The 18026-nt window shown below is 66.6% G+C and carries 13 protein-coding genes; 4 read left to right on the top strand and 9 right to left on the bottom strand.

Annotated features, from left to right (window positions below; all coding sequences use genetic code 11):
- Positions 1 to 3: 3 nt before the first annotated feature.
- The 6 genes from xdhB to CFR78_RS09655 form a co-directional block, all read right to left on the bottom strand.
- Positions 4 to 2373, bottom strand: a complete 2370-nt coding sequence (xdhB, locus tag CFR78_RS09680) for a xanthine dehydrogenase molybdopterin binding subunit (RefSeq protein ID WP_051672098.1) — start codon at positions 2371 to 2373, stop codon at positions 4 to 6.
- The gene (gene xdhA, locus CFR78_RS09675; RefSeq protein ID WP_051672099.1) at positions 2366 to 3856 is read right to left on the bottom strand and encodes a xanthine dehydrogenase small subunit; all 1491 of its coding nucleotides are present in this window, start codon (positions 3854 to 3856) and stop codon (positions 2366 to 2368) included. The genes xdhB and xdhA overlap by 8 nt, the downstream gene beginning before the upstream one ends.
- 303 nt (positions 3857 to 4159) lie before the next feature.
- Entirely contained in the window at positions 4160 to 5536 is a 1377-nt protein-coding gene (locus CFR78_RS09670) for an amidohydrolase family protein (protein WP_051672097.1), read from the bottom strand.
- Positions 5537 to 5540: 4 nt separating this feature from the next.
- The gene (locus CFR78_RS09665; protein ID WP_110581105.1) at positions 5541 to 7037 is read right to left on the bottom strand and encodes a Ppx/GppA family phosphatase; all 1497 of its coding nucleotides are present in this window, start codon (positions 7035 to 7037) and stop codon (positions 5541 to 5543) included.
- Positions 7038 to 7085: 48 nt separating this feature from the next.
- Positions 7086 to 9389, bottom strand: coding sequence for an RNA degradosome polyphosphate kinase (locus tag CFR78_RS09660; protein ID WP_408884605.1), 2304 nt, complete (start codon positions 9387 to 9389; stop codon positions 7086 to 7088).
- A 69-nt stretch (positions 9390 to 9458) separates the two neighbouring features.
- Positions 9459 to 10226, bottom strand: coding sequence for an HdaA/DnaA family protein (locus CFR78_RS09655; protein ID WP_007399288.1), 768 nt, complete (start codon positions 10224 to 10226; stop codon positions 9459 to 9461).
- Between the two features lie 136 nt (positions 10227 to 10362).
- Between CFR78_RS09655 and purM the strand changes: the two genes are divergently transcribed.
- Complete coding sequence (gene purM, locus CFR78_RS09650; RefSeq protein WP_034931553.1) at positions 10363 to 11460, top strand: phosphoribosylformylglycinamidine cyclo-ligase; 1098 nt, start codon at positions 10363 to 10365, stop codon at positions 11458 to 11460.
- A gap of 7 nt (positions 11461 to 11467) precedes the next feature.
- Positions 11468 to 12091, top strand: a complete 624-nt coding sequence (gene purN, locus CFR78_RS09645) for a phosphoribosylglycinamide formyltransferase (RefSeq protein ID WP_034931640.1) — start codon at positions 11468 to 11470, stop codon at positions 12089 to 12091.
- A 228-nt stretch (positions 12092 to 12319) separates the two neighbouring features.
- Here purN and ndk read toward each other — a convergent pair whose 3' ends face one another.
- Entirely contained in the window at positions 12320 to 12742 is a 423-nt protein-coding gene (ndk, locus tag CFR78_RS09640) for a nucleoside-diphosphate kinase (protein ID WP_034931550.1), read from the bottom strand.
- Positions 12743 to 12901: 159 nt separating this feature from the next.
- Here ndk and CFR78_RS09635 point away from each other — a divergent pair, with 159 nt between their 5' ends.
- Entirely contained in the window at positions 12902 to 14788 is a 1887-nt protein-coding gene (locus CFR78_RS09635) for an ABC-F family ATP-binding cassette domain-containing protein (RefSeq protein ID WP_034931548.1), read from the top strand.
- Between the two features lie 102 nt (positions 14789 to 14890).
- Here CFR78_RS09635 and CFR78_RS09625 read toward each other — a convergent pair whose 3' ends face one another.
- Entirely contained in the window at positions 14891 to 16084 is a 1194-nt protein-coding gene (locus tag CFR78_RS09625) for an MFS transporter (RefSeq protein WP_172459702.1), read from the bottom strand.
- Positions 16085 to 16309: 225 nt separating this feature from the next.
- Between CFR78_RS09625 and CFR78_RS09620 the strand changes: the two genes are divergently transcribed.
- Positions 16310 to 17434 carry an AI-2E family transporter gene (locus tag CFR78_RS09620; protein WP_007399280.1) on the top strand — a complete coding sequence of 375 codons (1125 nt, stop codon included), beginning with the start codon at positions 16310 to 16312 and terminating at the stop codon, positions 17432 to 17434.
- Positions 17435 to 17656: 222 nt separating this feature from the next.
- On the opposite strand, the gene CFR78_RS09615 is transcribed toward CFR78_RS09620, so the two are convergent.
- Positions 17657 to 17932, bottom strand: coding sequence for a hypothetical protein (locus CFR78_RS09615; RefSeq protein ID WP_034931546.1), 276 nt, complete (start codon positions 17930 to 17932; stop codon positions 17657 to 17659).
- Positions 17933 to 18026 lie beyond the last annotated feature (94 nt).

The raw sequence follows: 18026 nt of genomic DNA, 5'->3' as shown, positions 1-18026 counted from the left end.
GGGTCAGGCGGCGGGCAGCGGGCCGTTGCGCATGCGTTCCACCGTGCGCAGGACCATCTCCGGCGTGGCGGGGGCATCCAGCCGCGGGCAGGTGCGGTAGCCATCAAGGCTGGCCAGCGCATCCGATATGGCCTGCAGGACCGAGACACCGTGCACGAAGGGCGGCTCCCCCACCGCCTTGGAGCGGAAGATGGTGTGCTCCCGATTGGGCGCATTTTCCAGCAGGTCCACATTGAACACACGCGGACGGTCGGAACAGGCCGGGATCTTGTAGGTGCTGGGCGCATGGGTGCGCAGCCGGCCCGCGCCATCCCAGACCAGTTCCTCACATGTCAGCCAGCCTGCCCCCTGCACGAAGCCCCCCTCGATCTGGCCGATATCGAGCACGGGGTTCAGCGATTCGCCTGCATCATGCAGGATATCGACGCGCTCGATCTTCATCTCGCCCGTCAGCAGATCGACAATGACTTCGGAACAGGCGGCGCCATAGGCGAAATAATAGAACGGCCGCCCCTGCCCCGTATCCCCGTTCCACGAGATCTTGGGCGTCTTGTAAAACCCGTTGGCGGACATGGAGATGCGGGCAAAATAGGCCTGCCGCGTCAGGTGGGCGAACGCGATCACCTTCTGCCCCACATGCACGCCATCGGGCAGGAAGCGGACTTCATCCTCACCCACGTTCCAGTGGGCGGCCGCGAATTCCACCAGCCTGCGCTTGATGCGGCGCACCGCGTCCAGCACCGCCATGCCATTGAGATCCGCGCCACTGGACGCAGCGGTGGCCGATGTATTGGGCACCTTGCCCGTGGTGGTGGCGGTAATGCGCACCCTGTCGGTGCCCAGCCCGAGTTCGCGCATGACCACCTGCACCATCTTGGTATGCAGGCCCTGCCCCATTTCGGTGCCGCCATGGTTCACCTGCACCGACCCATCGGTATAGACATGCACCAGCGCACCGGCCTGGTTGTAATGGGTGGCGGTGAACGAGATGCCGAACTTGACCGGTGTTATGGCAATGCCGCGCCGCAGGTGGCGGCTGCCCGCGTTGAATGCCCGCGCCGCCGCGCGCCGCTGCGTGTAATGGCAGCGCCGGGCCAGCTGGGGCAGCAGGTCGTGGGTGATCGAATCCTCCACCACCATGTTGTAGGGCGTCACGTTACGGTCATGCGTGCCGTACACGTTGCGCAGCCTGACTTCCAGCGGGTCGAGGCCGGTGGCGAAAGCCACTTCCTCGATCACGCGCTCGGCGGCAACAATGCCCTGCGGGCCACCAAAACCGCGATAGGCGGTGTTGGACTGGGTATTGGTGCGCAGCGGCTCGGAACGCAGGCGCACATCGGGGTAGAAATAGGCGTTATCGGCATGGAACAGCGCCCGGTCGATCACCGGGCCGGACAGGTCGGCCGACCAGCCGCAGCGCGCGGCCAGCACCATGTCCACCGCCACGATCCGGCCTTCATCGGTAAAGCCGACATCATAGTCGATCACGAAGTCATGCCGCTTGCCGGTCATGGTCATGTCGTCATCACGGTCAAGGCGCATCTTGGCGGCACGTCCCGTGCGGTCGGCCACAAGGGCGGCCAGGCACGCGCAGGCATTGGCCTGTGTTTCCTTGCCGCCAAAGCCGCCGCCCATCCGCCGCACTTCGGTGGTGATGAGGTTGGACGGGCGGTCGAGCACATGGGCGATCATGTGCTGGGTCTCGGTCGGGTGCTGGGTGGAGGAGATGACATGCATCTCCCCTTCCTCACCGGGGCGGGCCAGGGCGATCTGGCCTTCCAGATAGAAATGCTCCTGCCCGCCCACGGTCATGCGGCCCGACAGGCGGCGCGGCGCGTGGGCAAGGCCGGCCTGCGCATCGCCACGCTTCATTTCCATGGGCCGCCAGACCATGGGGCTGCCGGCCTCACGGGCCTGCGCCACGTTCAGGATGGCGGGCAGGTCTTCATACTCGACCCGGGCCAGCCGTGCCGCCCGCCGTGCCGCCCCGCGCGTGGTGGCCGCCACGACAAACAGCGGCTGACCGTAAAACGCGACCAGATCGGTCGCCAGCAGCGGCTCATCGCCCTTGCCCACCGGGCTGATCTGGTTGTCACCGGGAATGTCGGCGGCGGTATAGACACCCACGACCCCCTCGGCCTGCCGCACGGCGCTCAGGTCCATGGACAGCACGCGGGCATGCGCGCGCGTGCTCAGGCCGGGCACAAGGTGCAGCGTGCCACGGGGTTCGGGCAGGTCATCAATATAGCTGGCGCTGCCCTGCACATGCATGGCGGCACTTTCATGCCGCAGGCTGCGTGAGGCCCCGCCGGGCACGATCGTGTCCGCCACGGCCGGGATTGCGGCGGCGGCAGGCATGTTTGCGTCAGCCATGGGCGTGTTCTCCGCGTCCGGTGCAGGCGGCCTGCACGCTGATCGGCGCGCGCGCGCCCTCCGGCCCGCAATCGGCATACAGGCGTGTCAGCAGGTTGGCGGCAACGGTGCGGCGGTACCAGTCACTCGCCCGCATGTCGGAAATGGGGGCGAAATCCATCGCCATTGCCGCGCGCGCAGCCTCCAGCGTGGGTTCATCCCATATCCGGCCGCGCATGGCCGCTTCCGTATGGCTGGCACGACGCGGGGTGGCCGCCATGCCACCAAAGGCGATGCGGATATCGGCAATGCGGCCATCAGGCGCCAGCGTAAGCGAGAATGCCCCCAGAATGGCCGAAATGTCCTGATCGAACCGCTTGGACACCTTCCACGCCCGGATGGCCGTATCCGGCCCCGGCACGGGAATGGTGACGCCTTCCACAAACTCATCCGGCGCGCGGTCCTGTTTGCCGTAATCGATGAAGAAATCCTCCAGCGCCATGCTGCGCCGTACGTCACCGCGACGCAGGTGCAGCCGGGCACCCGCCGCGATCAGCACCGGCGGTCCGTCCCCGATGGGGGAGCCATTGGCAATGTTGCCGCATACCGTACCCGCGTTGCGCACCTGCACCGAACCGATGCGGCGGAACACCTCCTCATCCGGCTGGGGCAGGATTTCCGACAGCGCCGCGCGGGCTTCCTGCCATGTGACAGCGGCCCCGACATACAGGCCGTCCGGCCTGTGTTCGATCCGCCGCAGTTCGGGTATCTGGCCAATGGAGACGACATGCGGCAGCACGCGCAGGCCCTTGGTCACCCACAGGCCGACATCCGTCGCCCCCGCCACGATCCGGGCATCGGGGTGTTCCTGCATGGTCGCGGCCAGCCCGTCCACGGTCGCGGGAATGCTCAGGCTGCCGGTCGGGCCGCTGATCTCCACGGTTGCGCCATCGCGCAGGCGTTCCAGCCTTGCTGCCATGTCCTGCGCCATGGCGTCAAAATGGTCGGGGCCGGCTTCCATGGCGTGGCGCATGGCGCGCACGATGGGCGCGTAGCCGGTGCAGCGGCACAGATTGCCCGCCAGCATGTCATCAATGCCGCGCTCGTCCTGCGCCAGCCCCGCCGCCTTGCGCCCCGCCACCATGGACATGACAAAGCCCGGCGTGCAGAACCCGCATTGCGAGCCGTGATGGTCCACCATGGCCTGCTGCACCGGGTGGAGCGTACCGTCGGGCGCGCGGATGTCCTCGATGGTCAGTACCTGCGCGCCATCAAGCATGCATACGAACTGGATGCACGCATTGACCGCGCGCCAGACCAGCCGGTCGCCTTCCAGCCTTACCACCAGCACGGTGCAGGCACCGCAATCGCCTTCGTTACAGCCTTCCTTGGTGCCGGTGCGGCCCTGCTCCTCGCGCAGCCAGTCCAGCAGCGTGCGCGTGGGCGGCGTATGCGCCAGCGTGTGGCATTCGTCCCCCACATAGAAACGAATGGTGTGTCGGATCTCCGTCAACTCTGTTCCCCCCGTCATGCCGGCCACAGGACTGCCCTGCCCCCCTCAAGGCCGACAGCCGGAACAGCCGCGTGTTCCCTCTTGCGTTATATATGGAACCTGCCCGGCTCCTGTCACCTCACCAAAAAAGGCAATGGCCCCATCGCAGAATGAGTGCGCCACGGGACAAAACGCTCCAGCCCGCGTCATCCGGCGTGCAGGCATCTACAGCAGGTCACGCAACCCCCGCCCCCGCGGACCCATGGGTTACCCGTCGCCTTCCGGTGCAATGAATGGCGTGGCCCCTGTCCGGGATCAGCCATCGCGCAGGGACAGGCGGGCCGCCTCGCGCAGTTCCACCGACAGGCCGGAGCGGAAGGCCGGGCACGGCACATAGGTCCCGTAACAGCCGTCATCATACAGCCGGTTGTCCTTCCACACCGTAACCCCGCCCCGGATCACCTGCACCGCGCGGCCACCCAGCATGATCCCGCCATAGGGAGTACCGGGGCCGTGGGGGCTGGTTTCCTGAGCATCGGGGTCCCACAGCACCAGATCGGCATCAGCGCCGGGCATGATGGCCCCCTTGCGTGGATAGATGTTGAAGGCACGCGCCGCCGCCTGCGCGGTCACGGCCACGAATTCCTCCGCCCCCAGCAGCCCTGCCTGCACGCCATGCCGCCAGACCACGCGCATGCGTTCCGCCAGGCCACCGGGCAGGCCATTGCCCGGCCGGCCCACCGGGCGGAACCCGCTGGCCACTATGCCGATGGTGCCACACGCCAGCGCCCCCCACAGCGCACGCCGGTGCGTGCCGTCACGAAAGGGCGGCAGGCTGGTCCAGGCGGCACCACCCCCGGCCGCATCGGCGTCATGGGCCGTCTCGTCCACCACCAGATGGGGGGCCAGCACATGCCCCTCCACGCGCTGGCCGTTCAGGCGGGCGGCGGCCAGGCAGGCTACGGCCCCCATGGTGGAAACCGGGCCGACCTGCACCGGCGCGCCCTTCAGCCCCGCCAGCATGAGGGCACGGCCCGTGGCCTCGGCCTCGACCGGCGGGGGCGCGCTGAGCAGGCTGGCCTCGCCCCCCGTAATGCCCGCCCGCGCCAGTTCCGCGCGCAGATAGGCCACGGCCTGCGCGTTCTGCGCCTCGATCCGGCATAGCGCGCCACAGGCGGCGGCGTGGCCGGCCAGTTGCAGGATGGCGCGGTCGGACAGCCCGTCGGCCATGGACAGGTGAAAGGCGTTGACCCCCCTGCGCGCCACCAGCATGTCCATGCCCTGCAGCACATCGGGGCTGGCTGCGGGCAGCGCCATGTGCACCCCCACATCGACCCGTGAACGCGCCGCCGCATGCCACCATGCGCGCCATGCATCGTCCAATGAAGCACCCTGCGGGTACAGGGTATCGAGTATGGTGGTGGTGCCCCCCGCAAGGGCCTCGGCCGTACGGGCAAAACCGGCTTCATCCGCGCCGATGGCGGTATGCGGGTCAACCCCGCCGGGCATGACCAGCAGGCCACCGGCATCGACCACCGTGCAGCCCGCCGGTATGTCCAGATCCGGCCCGACGGCCAGCATCTCGCCCATGCCGCCACACAGCACGTCCACCCGCAGCGAGGCCTGCCCCGTCACCACCATGCCGCCACGCACCAGCAGCAGGTCACGCACCACCCCGTGCCGCGCGCCCATGCCGCTAGTGATCGCGGATCTTGACGGACAGGCCCAGCGCCGCCCCCAGGCGCTCAAGCCTGCGGCGCACGCTTTCCCCCTGCACCACGTCCCGCCCCGGGGCGAAATGCAGCGACAGGACGCCGCCTTCACACTCCAGCCGCGTGCCATCCAGCAGCGCCTCGGTCCCGCCGCTGACACTGTAGGCCAGCCGCAGGGCCTGCCCCAGCGCCACGGCATGGCCAAAACGCATCTGGTCGAGCAGCAGCCGTGAGGGTTGCAGGTAATCCATCGACAGGTCAGCCCCGTACCGCACCGCCAGCGTAAGCGACAGGAAAGCCCGCGCCGGATGGGTAAAGCCCACGCCCTGCAGGCGCAGGATGCGCAGATAGGTCTGTTCGGCGCGGTATTCCGGGTGGTCATGCGCGCCCACGTCCGACAGGCCGCAGGCCACATGGCGCAGGCGCCGGGCGTCCTCATCCTCCTGCACGAAAAGCGGGGCGGTCCAGTCCGCCAGCCGACCCGGCAGGGTCATGCTGCGGCCCAGCATGCGGCACATTTCATGCGCCACCGCGTCCTGCGGGTCATTGGCCGCGACCGAAGCGGCGACATTGCGCATGTACCACCCTTCCCGCAGGCCATCGACACAGAACACCACCCCGCGCGACTGCGTGCGCCGCATGAGGCGGCGCAGCACGGTCGCGGCATAGGGCGTATCCTCCAGCCGCTTGCGCGGTACGCCGGGCAGGCGTTCAAGCGAACGCCGGCCGGCCCCGATGATCCAGTCCGCCATCTCACGCGCGGTTTCGGGCGGCAGGCTGTAAAGATGGACGATGTTGAGCGGATAGGCCGTGCGCGCGATCTGCAGGCGTGCCAGCGCGCGGAAGGCGCCGCCCACCAGATAGATGTCCTGCCCCTGCACATCATCCAGCCAGTCCACGCGGGACAGGTCCTCATCCACCAGCGCGCGGGCGCGGGCCAGATCGCCATCGGCACGGTCATTGAGCCGGATCACCCCCAGCGGCAGCGTGCAGGCATTGCGCTTGCGCCCGTTCTCCAGCCGGATCAGTTCCAGCGAGCCACCACCGATATCGGCCACCAGCCCGTTGGCGTCCGGTATGCCGCACAGCACGCCGGTGGCGGAGTAGTCGGCTTCCTCCTCCCCGCTCAGGATGCGGATCGGCACGCCGGGCAGGCGCGCGCGCAGGCCCGCCACGAATTCCGGCCCGTTGGAGGCATCGCGCACGGCGGCGGTGGCCAGTACCTCGAAGGGGCTGGCCTCCATCCCGCGCGCAATGGCGTTGAAGCGGGCCATGACTTCCATGGCCAGCGGCACGGCTTCCTCGTTCAGCCGCCCCGTGGCGTTCAGCCCCCGGCCCAGGCGCAGGACCACCTTTTCGTTGAAGATGGGGGCCGGATTGCGCGAAATGCCATCAAACACCACAAGGCGGACGGAATTCGACCCCAGGTCTATGACCGCCGAGCGGTGAAACCCACCATTACCCGTCACATCCGGCCCCATATGCTGCCTGTCCCCCATGCCATGCGCGCGCCATCCATGCCGTTGCCCTCAGTCCTCAATGTTCTGTTCCGTATGCCATGGCTGGGAGGCGCTGACCCGGATGGGGGCATCCCCCGCCGCCGTGCCGCGCCCCATCGGCCCCGGATGCTCCATGAAATATTCATGCGATGAAAACGGCCTGCGTCCCGGCTCCAGCCTGCGCCACACGCCGTTGCGCTGCAGGATCCATGACTGCAGGTTGTCCTTCAGGTCAATGACCATGATCTGGTCCAGCACGCGGGCATGGATCTGCGGGTCCAGCATGGGCACCATGCTTTCCACCCGCCAGTCCATGTTGCGCTGCATCCAGTCCGCCGAGGAAATGTAGAGCTTCGCCTGCCGGGAAGGCAGGCGGTGCCCGTCACCAAAGGCATAGATGCGCGCGTGTTCAAGGAAGCGGCCGACGATGGACTTGATCCTGATGTTTTCCGAAAGCCCCGGAACACCGTGGCGCAGGCAGCAGATGCCGCGCACCACCGCCACGATGCGCACCCCGGCGCAGGAGGCTGCGTACAGCCGGTCGATCAGGTCGGGGTCCACCAGCGAGTTCATTTTCAGCCAGATATGCGCAGGCCGGCCCGCCTGCGCATGCGCGATCTCGCCCGCGATCAGTTCCTCCAGCGTGCGGCGGATCGTGACGGGGGAAAACGCGATCGCCTCCATCCGGGCGGGCACGGCATAGCCGGTCATGTAGTTGAACAGCCGTGCCGAGTCCCGCACCAGTTCGGGATTGCAGGTGAAGTAGGACAGATCGGTATAGATGCGCGCCGTGATGGGATGATAGTTGCCGGTGCCGAAATGGGCATAGGAGCGCAGTGCCCCCCCCTCGCGCCGCACCACAAGGCTGAGCTTGGCATGGGTCTTGAGGTCGGAAAAACCAAAGACCACCTGCACGCCCGCCGCCTCCAGCGCACGCGCGAGGCGGATGTTCGCCTCCTCATCGAAGCGTGCGCGCAGTTCGACCATGGCGGTCACGGCCTTGCCCGCCTCCGCCGCCTCGATCAGCGCCTTGACGATCGGGCTGTCGCGCGACGTGCGGTACAGCGTCTGCTTGATCGCCACCACGGCGGGGTCAAGTGCCGCCTGCCGCAGGAACTGCACCACCACGTCAAAACTCTCGAAGGGGTGGTGCACGATCATGTCACGCGCGCGGATGGCGGCAAAGCAGTCACCGCCGCAATCGACAATCCGTTCGGGAAAACGCGGGGTGTAGGGCGGGAACAGCAGGTCCGGCCGGTCATCGACGATCAGCTGCTTGAGGTCCACCACCCCGATCAGCCCGGACTGGACGGATACCTCATCGGGGGGCGGGGCCAGCCCTTCGGCCATGGAACGGGCCAGGTCCTCGGGCATGCGGGATTCGATATCGAGATGGATCACCACCCCGCGCCTGCGGCGCTTGAGCGCGCTTTCGTACGAGCGGACCAGATCCTCGGCCTCGTCCTCGAATTCCACGTCCGTGTCGCGCACGATGCGCATCACCCCCCAGTCCCCCGCCACCAGGCCGGGGAACAGGCGGTCGATGCACATGACAATCAGGCGTTCAAGCAAGATGAAGCGCGTCACACCGGGGGGCGACAGGCTTGCCGGCAGCCGGATGAAGCGCTCGATGCGCGCGGGCAGCAGGATCAGCGCCTCCATCACGAACTGCCCGGTCTCGGCATTGAGCAGCCGCAGCGCCTGCGCAATGCCCATGTTGGGAATGAAGGGCAGCGGATGGGCGGGGTCTATGGCCAGCGGGGTCAGGACGGGGAATACCCGCTCCATGAAGCAGCTTTCCAGCCAGGCCTGTTCCTCGGCGGTAAACGAGACCTCGTCACACAGCACGATGCCCGCCCCTTCCAGCTCGCGCTGCAGGTCGCGCCAGATGCGCTGCTGTTCATACAGCAGCCTGCCGGTCCGCTCACGCACGGCCGCAAGCTGCTGCTGGGGGGTCAGGCCATCGGGCGAGGTCTTGACCAGCCCCTCGCGCACCTGTCCCACCAGCCCCGCCACACGCACGGAGTAGAATTCATCAAGGTTGCTGGCGCTGATTGACAGGAAGCGCACCCGCTCCAGCAGCGGGTTGCGGGGATTGTCGGCCTCATCCACCACGCGCTGGTTGAAATCGAGCCACGACAGTTCCCGGTTGATGAACCGCTGGGGCGACGTGGCATCGGGCAGCGGCATCACGGGTTCACGCACCACCATCTGCCGCCCCGTGCTGGCAGGCTTGCGGCTGCGCGTACGGGCACGCGGGGCCGGTGCGGGCTTGGCTGCGGACTTGCGTGGCGGTCTGGTCACTGGTTTCAAGCTCCCGTTCGGCGGTGGCATTATGTTTGTTGCAATCGACCCTAAAGAGCCATGCGGGTCCTGGCCAGAGCATGGATGCCGGCACGCCGTTCAGGGACCGGGTCCGGGCGGCGTATCCCCGGCCCCCGCCAGCATGTCGGACAGCACGCTTGCCGCCAGCGCGCGGGTGACGGGGCGCCCCGTGGCCAGGGCCGCGTGATCAAGCCGGCGCACGGCGGCCTGCATGGCGCGCGCGGTACGCGGCAGGCGGCGCAGCAGCCATTCCACCACCGGCTGGGCCACCACGATCTGCCGTTCCGCCAGCAGGCGCAGCAGCAGCACGCGCAGCAGCCCGTCCCCCGGCTGGCCCACGGCCACGGCCATGGTCGCGCGCAGCCTGCTGGCCAGATCGGGCAGGATGACCGGCCAGCGCGCCGGTGGCGTGCGCGCGCCCAGCAGCACGGCCATGCCCTGTTCCCGCGCGCTGTTGAGCAGGTGCAGCAACGCATGCTCGTCACCACACATGTCCGCCCCGTCCAGCGCCATGGCCATGGGTGGCCTGCGCCCGCCACGCGCGGCAAACAGGGCCGCGACATGCGCATGCGTCAGGCTGCCGCCGTGCAGGAGAAGGGCCTCATGCCGCCGCGCCCAGATATCGAGCATATGGGTCTTGCCGGTGCCCGCCGGCCCCCACAGCGCCAGCCTGCGTTCGGGCCACGGGGTGGGACCGAGCAGCCAGCTGCGGGCGGCGGCGTTGGAGGCGGAAAACACGAAGTCACTGGCGGCAAAGCGCGGCGTGTGGGCAAACGGCAACACCAGCTGCCCGATCGCCCCGGCAACCGTGTTTTCATCCGTTTTCAGCTTCGTGCGCCCATCCACTGCTTTGTGCGTAGCCCCGCCATGACGTAAAGAGAGCCGGAAGTCCGTTTGGCCCCGGTTCCATATGGCGGTTTTCATAGCCTGCCCGCGGGAGTCCGGGGAAGTGATAGTTTGATTACGAAAAAAGGCCCGCCGCATGACGTCCGCCCCCCGCCCGCCCGTTGCCCCCGCCGATACCACGCCCGCCACCTACCGCGATGCCGGGGTGGACATTGCCGCCGGTGACGCGCTTGTCGAAGTGATCAAGCCCGCGGCAAAGGCCACGGACCGTCCCGGCACGATGGGGGGGCTGGGCGGATTTGGCGCGCTGTTCGACCTGAAGGCGGCGGGCTTTGCCGACCCCATCCTTGTCTCCTGCACCGATGGGGTGGGCACCAAGCTCATGATCGCGATCGAAAGCGGGCTGCATGAGACCGTGGGCATCGACCTTGTGGCCATGTGCGTGAACGACCTGGTGGTGCAGGGTGCGACACCGCTGTTCTTCCTGGACTATTTCGCCACCGGCAGGCTGGCGGTCGAGGATGCGGCCAAGGTGGTGCGCGGCATTGCAAAAGGCTGTGCCGACTCCGGCTGCGCGCTGGTGGGCGGCGAGACGGCGGAAATGCCGGGCATGTATGCCGCGGGCCATTACGACCTGGCTGGTTTCTCGGTCGGGGCGGCGGAACGCGCGGCGCTGCTGCCCGGCACCATCCAGCCCGGTGACACGCTGATCGGCCTGCCCTCTGCCGGTGTGCATTCCAATGGCTTCTCGCTCGTGCGCAGCATCGTCACCCGCAGCGGGCTGGGCTGGGACGCGCCCTGCCCCTTCGCCGAAGGCCAGACACTGGGCCAGGCGCTGATGACGCCCACCACGCTGTACGTCCATCCCGTGCTGGACCTGCATCATGCGGGGCTGCTGGTGGGGGCGGCCCATATTACGGGCGGCGGCCTGCCGGGCAACCTGCCGCGCGTGCTGCCCAAGGGCGTGTGCGCCGTGGTGGATGGCACGAGCTGGCCCATCCCGCCCGTGTTCAGCTGGCTGGCCAGCACCGGCAATGTCATGACCGAGGAAATGCTGCGCGTGTTCAACTGCGGCATTGGCATGGTGCTGGTGGTGCGCGACAGCGCCGCGGCCCTTGCCCATCTGGCCGAACGTGGCCAGCAGGCCTTCGTGATCGGCTCGATCGTGGCGGGCGAAAGCGCGGACAGCCCGGCCACGCTGGCGTTTGACGAACTGCCCGAACTGCGTGACTGATCCGGCCGTGCAGCACAAGACACCCATCGCCATCCTGATCAGCGGGCGCGGCAGCAACATGCGCGCGCTGATCGAATCGTGCGCCCGCCCCGACTACCCGGCCCGCATTGCCCTGGTACTCAGCAACAACCCCGACGCGCCGGGGCTGGACGTGGCGCGGGCTGCGGGCCTGACAGCGCAGGCCATCGACCACCGCCCCTATAAAAAGGACCGGGCAGCGCATGAGCGCGCACTGGATGCCGCCCTGCGCGCGGCGGGCGTGGACTATGTCTGCCTTGCGGGATACATGCGCCTGCTCACCCCGTTCCTGACCACGGCATGGCGCGGGCGGATGCTCAACATCCATCCCAGCCTGCTGCCCGCCTTCCCCGGCCTGCACACGCATGAACGCGCGCTGGAAGCGGGCAGCCGCATCCATGGCTGCACCGTGCACTGGGTGACCGAAGGCATGGATGAAGGCCCCATCATCGGGCAGGCGGCGGTGCCCGTCCTGGCCGATGACACGCCCGATATGCTGGGCGCGCGCGTGTTGCGGCAGGAACATCGCCTGTATCCCGCCGCCCTGCACCGCGTGCTGGCGCCCGACGCGGCACCCGCCGCCACCACGTCAGACTGCCTGCTGTCGGTCTGATCCCTGATCCGTAAACGTTTTCGGGTGCTGACTTTTTTTCAAAAAGGCGGCGTTCCCTGAAGCGTTCCGGGCTTTTTGAAAAAAGCTTCACCAGAAACTGCCTTGTGACGGGCATGATGGTGCCAGGGCCAATTGTTCAGACAGCCTCCGGACATGAAAAAAGCCAGCCCGAAGGCTGGCTTTTCCATTGGCGGGGACAAAAGCCCCCGCCACCATGACCCGTAAGGATCAGGGCAGGATTTCGGTGCCGGCGAAGAAGAAGGCGATTTCGTTCTTCGCGTTTTCCAGGCTGTCGGAACCGTGGACGGAGTTCGCCTCGATGCTTTCGGCAAACTGCGCGCGGATGGTGTGGGCCTCGGCCTTCTTGGGGTCGGTGGCACCCATCACTTCGCGGTTCTTCAGCACGGCGCCTTCGCCTTCCAGCACCTGCACCACGACCGGGCCGGAGATCATGAAGGACACGAGGTCGTTGTAGAACGGACGCTCCTTGTGCACTTCATAGAAAGCGCCCGCGGTCGCCTTCGTCAGCTGGATGCGCTTCTGGGCAACGATGCGCAGGCCATTGCCTTCGAACACGGCATTGATCTTGCCGGTCAGGTTACGGCGGGTCGCATCGGGCTTGATGATGGAGAGGGTACGTTCGACTGCCATGGGACAGCTCCTTTCAAACAGATACTGAAATGCACGGGGCGGCATTGGAGATGACCCGACATCGCCCTACAAGGGCCATCTAGAGCATATCGCCGCGGACTGGTAGGTACAACCCGCACGAAACCAGCCATGTCCCCCATATTGCCGGAGTTTTCCCCCGTGAGCCTGCTCGTCATAACCGACCTGACCCTGCGCATTGCCGGCCGCACCCTGCTTGATGGTGCCAGCCTGAGCATTGACCCGGGTCGCAAGATCGGCCTTGTCGGCCGCAACGGGGCCGGGAAATCCACGCTTCTGGCCGCAATCGCAGGCGATATCGCGCCCGATGGCGGCACGATCCACCTTTCCGCCCGCGCCCGCATGGCGCGCATCAGGCAGGAAGCGCCCACCGGCCTTGGCTCCCTGCTGGACACGGTGCTGGCGGGTGATACCGAACGCACCAGCCTGCTGGCCGAATCCGAAACCTGCACCGACCCCGCCCGCGTGGCCGACATTCACGAGCGCCTGCTGGCCATCGACGCCCATAGCGCCCCGGCGCGGGCGGCGGCCATCCTGTCCGGGCTGGGGTTCAGCACGGAAGCACAGGCGCGCCCGGTATCGGATTTTTCGGGCGGGTGGCGCATGCGCGTGGCCCTTGCCACGGCGCTGTTCCTCAACCCCGACCTGCTCCTGCTGGATGAGCCGACCAACCACCTTGATCTTGAAGCCACGATCTGGCTGGAAAACTGGCTGGCCCGCTTTGCGGGGGCGGCGCTGATCGTCAGCCACGACCGGGGCCTGCTGGACCGCGCGGTCGATGCCATCGCCCATCTGGACCGTGGCAAGCTGACCCTGACGCCGGGCGGGTACGAGGAGTTCGTGCGCATCCGCACCGAACAGGCGCTGCAGCAGGCCCGCATGGCCGAGCGCATCAACGCCCGGCGCGCGCACATGCAGTCCTTCGTTGACCGCTTCCGCGCCAAAGCCACCAAGGCAAAGCAGGCGCAGGCCCGCATCAAGGCGCTGGAAAAACTGCCGCAGATTGACAGCGTGGTGGAGGATACGCCCAGCCACTTCGCCTTCCCCGAACCCTCCGCCCTGCCGCCGCCCATGCTGACGATGGAGCGGGTCTCGGCCGGGTATGGCGATCACACCATCCTGTCCAACCTGTCACTGCGCATCGACATGGAGGACCGGATTGCCCTGCTGGGTGCGAACGGCAACGGTAAATCCACCTTTGCCAAGCTGGTGGCGGGCAGGCTTGCCCCGCAATCGGGCACGATGCAGCACAGCCCGAAGCTGAAGGTGGGCTATTTTGCCCAGCATCAGGCCGAGGAACTGCGCCCGGACGAAACCCCGGTAGACCACATGGCCCGTGCCCTGCCCGGTGCCACGCCGCCTGCCGTGCGCGCGCAGCTGGCCCGCTTCGGGCTGGATGCGGAACGGGCCGAAACCCCCACCCGCGACCTGTCAGGCGGCGAGAAGGCCCGCCTGCTGCTGGCACTGGCCACGCGGGACGCGCCGCACCTGCTGATCCTGGATGAACCGACCAACCACCTTGACCTTGACGCGCGGGATGCGCTGATCCGGGCGCTGGCGGAATTCGAGGGCGCGGTCCTGCTGATCAGCCATGACCCGCATCTGGTGGAACTGGTGGCCGACCGGCTGTGGCTGGTGGGGGACGGCACGGTGCGCCCGTTTGAGGGCGACATGGCGGAATACCGCACATGGCTGACCGAACGCGCCCGCGCGGTCTCGAACAGTGATCCCGCACGCCCCGCCGCCGCCCCCAGGCGTGACGACCGCCGCGAACGCGCCGAAGCCCGCAAGGCCACGGCCCCCCTGCGCAAGCGCATCCGCGACGCCGAACAGCTCATGGCCCGCCTTGTAGCCGAACGTGCGAAGCTGGAAGCCCGTCTGGCGGACCCCAAGCTGTATGAAAGCGGCAGGGCGGAGGATGTCACGGCACTCAACACCCGGCTTGCCGCCATCGCGCGCGAACATGACAGGGCGGAAGAAGACTGGCTGGAAGCGGAGACGGAACTGGAAGCTGCCAGCGCGGAGTGAAATGTAATAAAAGTTTTTGGGTGTCGCCTTTTTTCCAGAAAGGCGACGTTCCCTGAAGCTTCTTGAAAAAAGCTTTACCAAAAACGTCTTTGCGTTTTTCTGTCAGGCTGGCAGGCGCCGCAGCCCTGATCGCTGGACCAGTATGCCCAGCCCGAACACCGCAAGCCCCGTGGCGGACAGGCAGGCTGCTGCCCATCCGACCGACTGCATGCCGTAACCCGCCGCAATCACAGCGCCCCCCAGCCACGCCCCGAAGGCATTGGCGATATTGACGGCGGAATGGTTCAGGGCGGCGGCCAGCACCTGTGCATCCGCCGCCACATCCATAAGCCGCGCCTGCAACGCGGGCAGCAGCCCGATGATGCCGCCCATAAGGCTGATCACCAGCAGGATCGCCACCATATTGCCCGCACACAGCGCAAACAGGCAGGACATGAGCGTGCTGCCCGCCAGGATCACCGCGATCGCCCGCACGGGGCTGGCATCAACCAGCCTGCTGCCCGCGATATTGCCCGCGACCATGCCCACGCCCCATAGCGACTGCGCCAGCGGCACCACCCCTGCCGGCACATGGGTGACCGTAAGCAGCACTCCGGTCATGTAGGAGCCGATGCAGAACATGCCGCCAAAGCCGATAGCCCCTGTGGCCAGCGTGAACCACAACGGCCCCCGCTTCAGCACCCCCAGTTCGCGCAGAGGCGAACTGGCGGGTCCCGCCGCCATTTCGGGCACGTTGCGCGCCAGCAGGCCCAGCGCCACCACGCCCATGAGCGTGATGACCCCGTACATCGCCCGCCAGCCCAGCACCTGCCCGCCCCATGTGGTCAGCGGCACCCCCACCACATGGGCCACCGTCAGCCCGACAAACACCCCCGCCACCGCGCGTCCCCGGCGCGCGGGGTCCGCCATGGCGGCCATGATCAGGGCAGCCACGCCGTAAAAGGCCCCATGTGGCAGTCCGGTCATGAACCGTGCGTAAACCAGTGAGCGGTATCCTGGCGCCAGGACGGAGGCCGCGTTGCCCATAATGAACAGAACCTGCAGCGCCAGCAGCAGCCTGCGCCGCGACAGCCCGGCCCCCATAATGGTGATGAGCGGCGCGCCCACCACCACCCCCAGCGCGTACGCGCTTATGACATGCCCCGCCACCGGCACCGATACGCCAAGCGTACGCGCCATGTCGGGCAGCACGGCCATCAGCGCGAACTCCCCCGTGCCAATGGCAAAGGTGGCGACGGCCAGCGCCAGCCCGGCATGGCCCACCAGTGGGCGGCGGCCCGCGGGGCCGGAAGGCATGTCAGGACTGGTCACATATCCGCCCTTTCGTGGCAGTAAGGATTGGCTTACGGCTTGCAGGTCAGTGCGGGGCCGGCCCTGTCATGCGTAATGGGGCGGCATGGCCCCGCATTGCAGTCCGGCCCGGCGCGACCCAGGCTCCGTGCCAAACGTTATCGTGGTTCCATCTGTGCCTGCATTCACGCACGGCACAACCCGTTTCATGCCCACCATATGGACATTTAGATGACACTCTCATCCCCTTCGGCCCCTTCCCACGTCCCACCGGAGTCCGGACACGGCACGGAAAAAAACCATTCCGGGGATCCCCGCGCCGTACAGCTTGCCCGTATCTATGCCCTGCTGCGCCTGACGCTGGCCATCACCATCGTGGTCATGCTGATCTGGGTGGTGGGCGATGTACTCATGGTCATCTTCGCCGCGACCCTTGTCGCCGTTATCCTGCACAATCTTGCCGGCATTGTGGAACGCCGCACGCACATGCCCTACTGGCTGGCACTGGGCGCCGTGGTGGTCGTGCTGATCGGTGCCCTGACCGGACTGATCTGGAGCAGCGGCCCCGAAATCTCGGAACAGGCGGTCAAGCTGCGCACCGCCCTGAGCGAACAGGCCCACAACCTGCGTAACGGCATGGGCGATTCCTCCACCGGGCGCATGATCCTGGACAACCTGCCCACCACACTGGGCGGCAATGAAGCCACATCGGGCAATAGCGGCTTCGGTTCGCTGGCCGGGTCCATGACGGGCTTCGTCTCCTCCGCCTTCGGGGCGGCGGGCACGCTGGCGGTCATCCTGATCGCGGGGCTGTATTTCGCCATCTCGCCCGAACTGTATGTCAACGGCATGCTGCGCATGGTGCCCCATCCCTACCGCATGACGGCGCGCGAACTGCTGCTTACGGCGGGGCGCACCCTGTGGGCCTGGACGGCGGGACAGGCACTGGACATGACCGTGGTGGGGCTGCTGTCCTTCATCGGGCTGTGGTGCATTGGCGTGCCGCTGGCGCTGGCGCTGGGGGTTGTGGCCGGGCTGGCCAACTTCATCCCCTATATCGGCGCGTTCGTGGGCGCCGTGCCCGCCGTGCTCATCGCGCTCTCGCAGGGCACGCGGGAGGGGTTCATGGTGATGGGGCTTTATGCCGCCATCCAGTTCTTTGAAGGCAATGTCATGGCGCCCCTGATCCAGCGCCACGCCGTGCAGATGCCGCCCGGGCTGACCATCCTGTCACAGACGATCTTTGGTACCATCCTTGGCATTCCGGGGCTTATCCTGGCGTCTCCCCTTACCGCCGCCCTGCTGGCGGTGGCGGACCGCGCCACCCCGGAACTGAAGGAAGACGAGCGGGTCTGAAGACCGTTTCACGATAATGGATTGATCATGAACAAGCGTTTTTGGGGCCGTTTAAAAAAACGATCCCAAAAACTTTGACCCTACCGGAACTGCTGGTCAAAAGCCCATGACCAGCGATGTCCCGGTCCGGATGGATGGCAGTGTCATCCTGTTCTGTCCGGCCTCTTCATGTATTCTCAAAAAAGCTGGCATTCCCCGTTTTCCGGGATTTCATATGCAGGATCATGACCAGTCATCATACCTCCGGTAACGGGGATCGCGAGGAGTGCAGATGACCATAAAAAAGTAGACAATTCCGGCGATTATCCAGATTCCCGCGAGTGCCAGAGCCGCGATGACAAAATAGTACGCCACAAACAGTGGCCAGAGCACGACATGCAGAAACGTATGGAACGTTATGTATTGAATACCAGGTAATCCAAAGATGAATACCTGAAACATGACCCCCAACAGCAGGTAGAACAGAACTAACTTAAAGGTGGAAGGCGTCTCTGTCACATTCCGATTCCTGTAGCCGGATGTTTCCATATAGGCAGGGCATAGCTGCCCTAGCACATTATAAGACCACCTTGTCTATATTATTTATGAAAAG

Origin of the sequence: Komagataeibacter rhaeticus (assembly GCF_003207855.1) — a bacterium.
GTDB classification, from domain to species: Bacteria; Pseudomonadota; Alphaproteobacteria; order Acetobacterales; family Acetobacteraceae; genus Komagataeibacter; species Komagataeibacter rhaeticus.
This window is presented reverse-complemented; position numbering and strand designations above follow the sequence as displayed.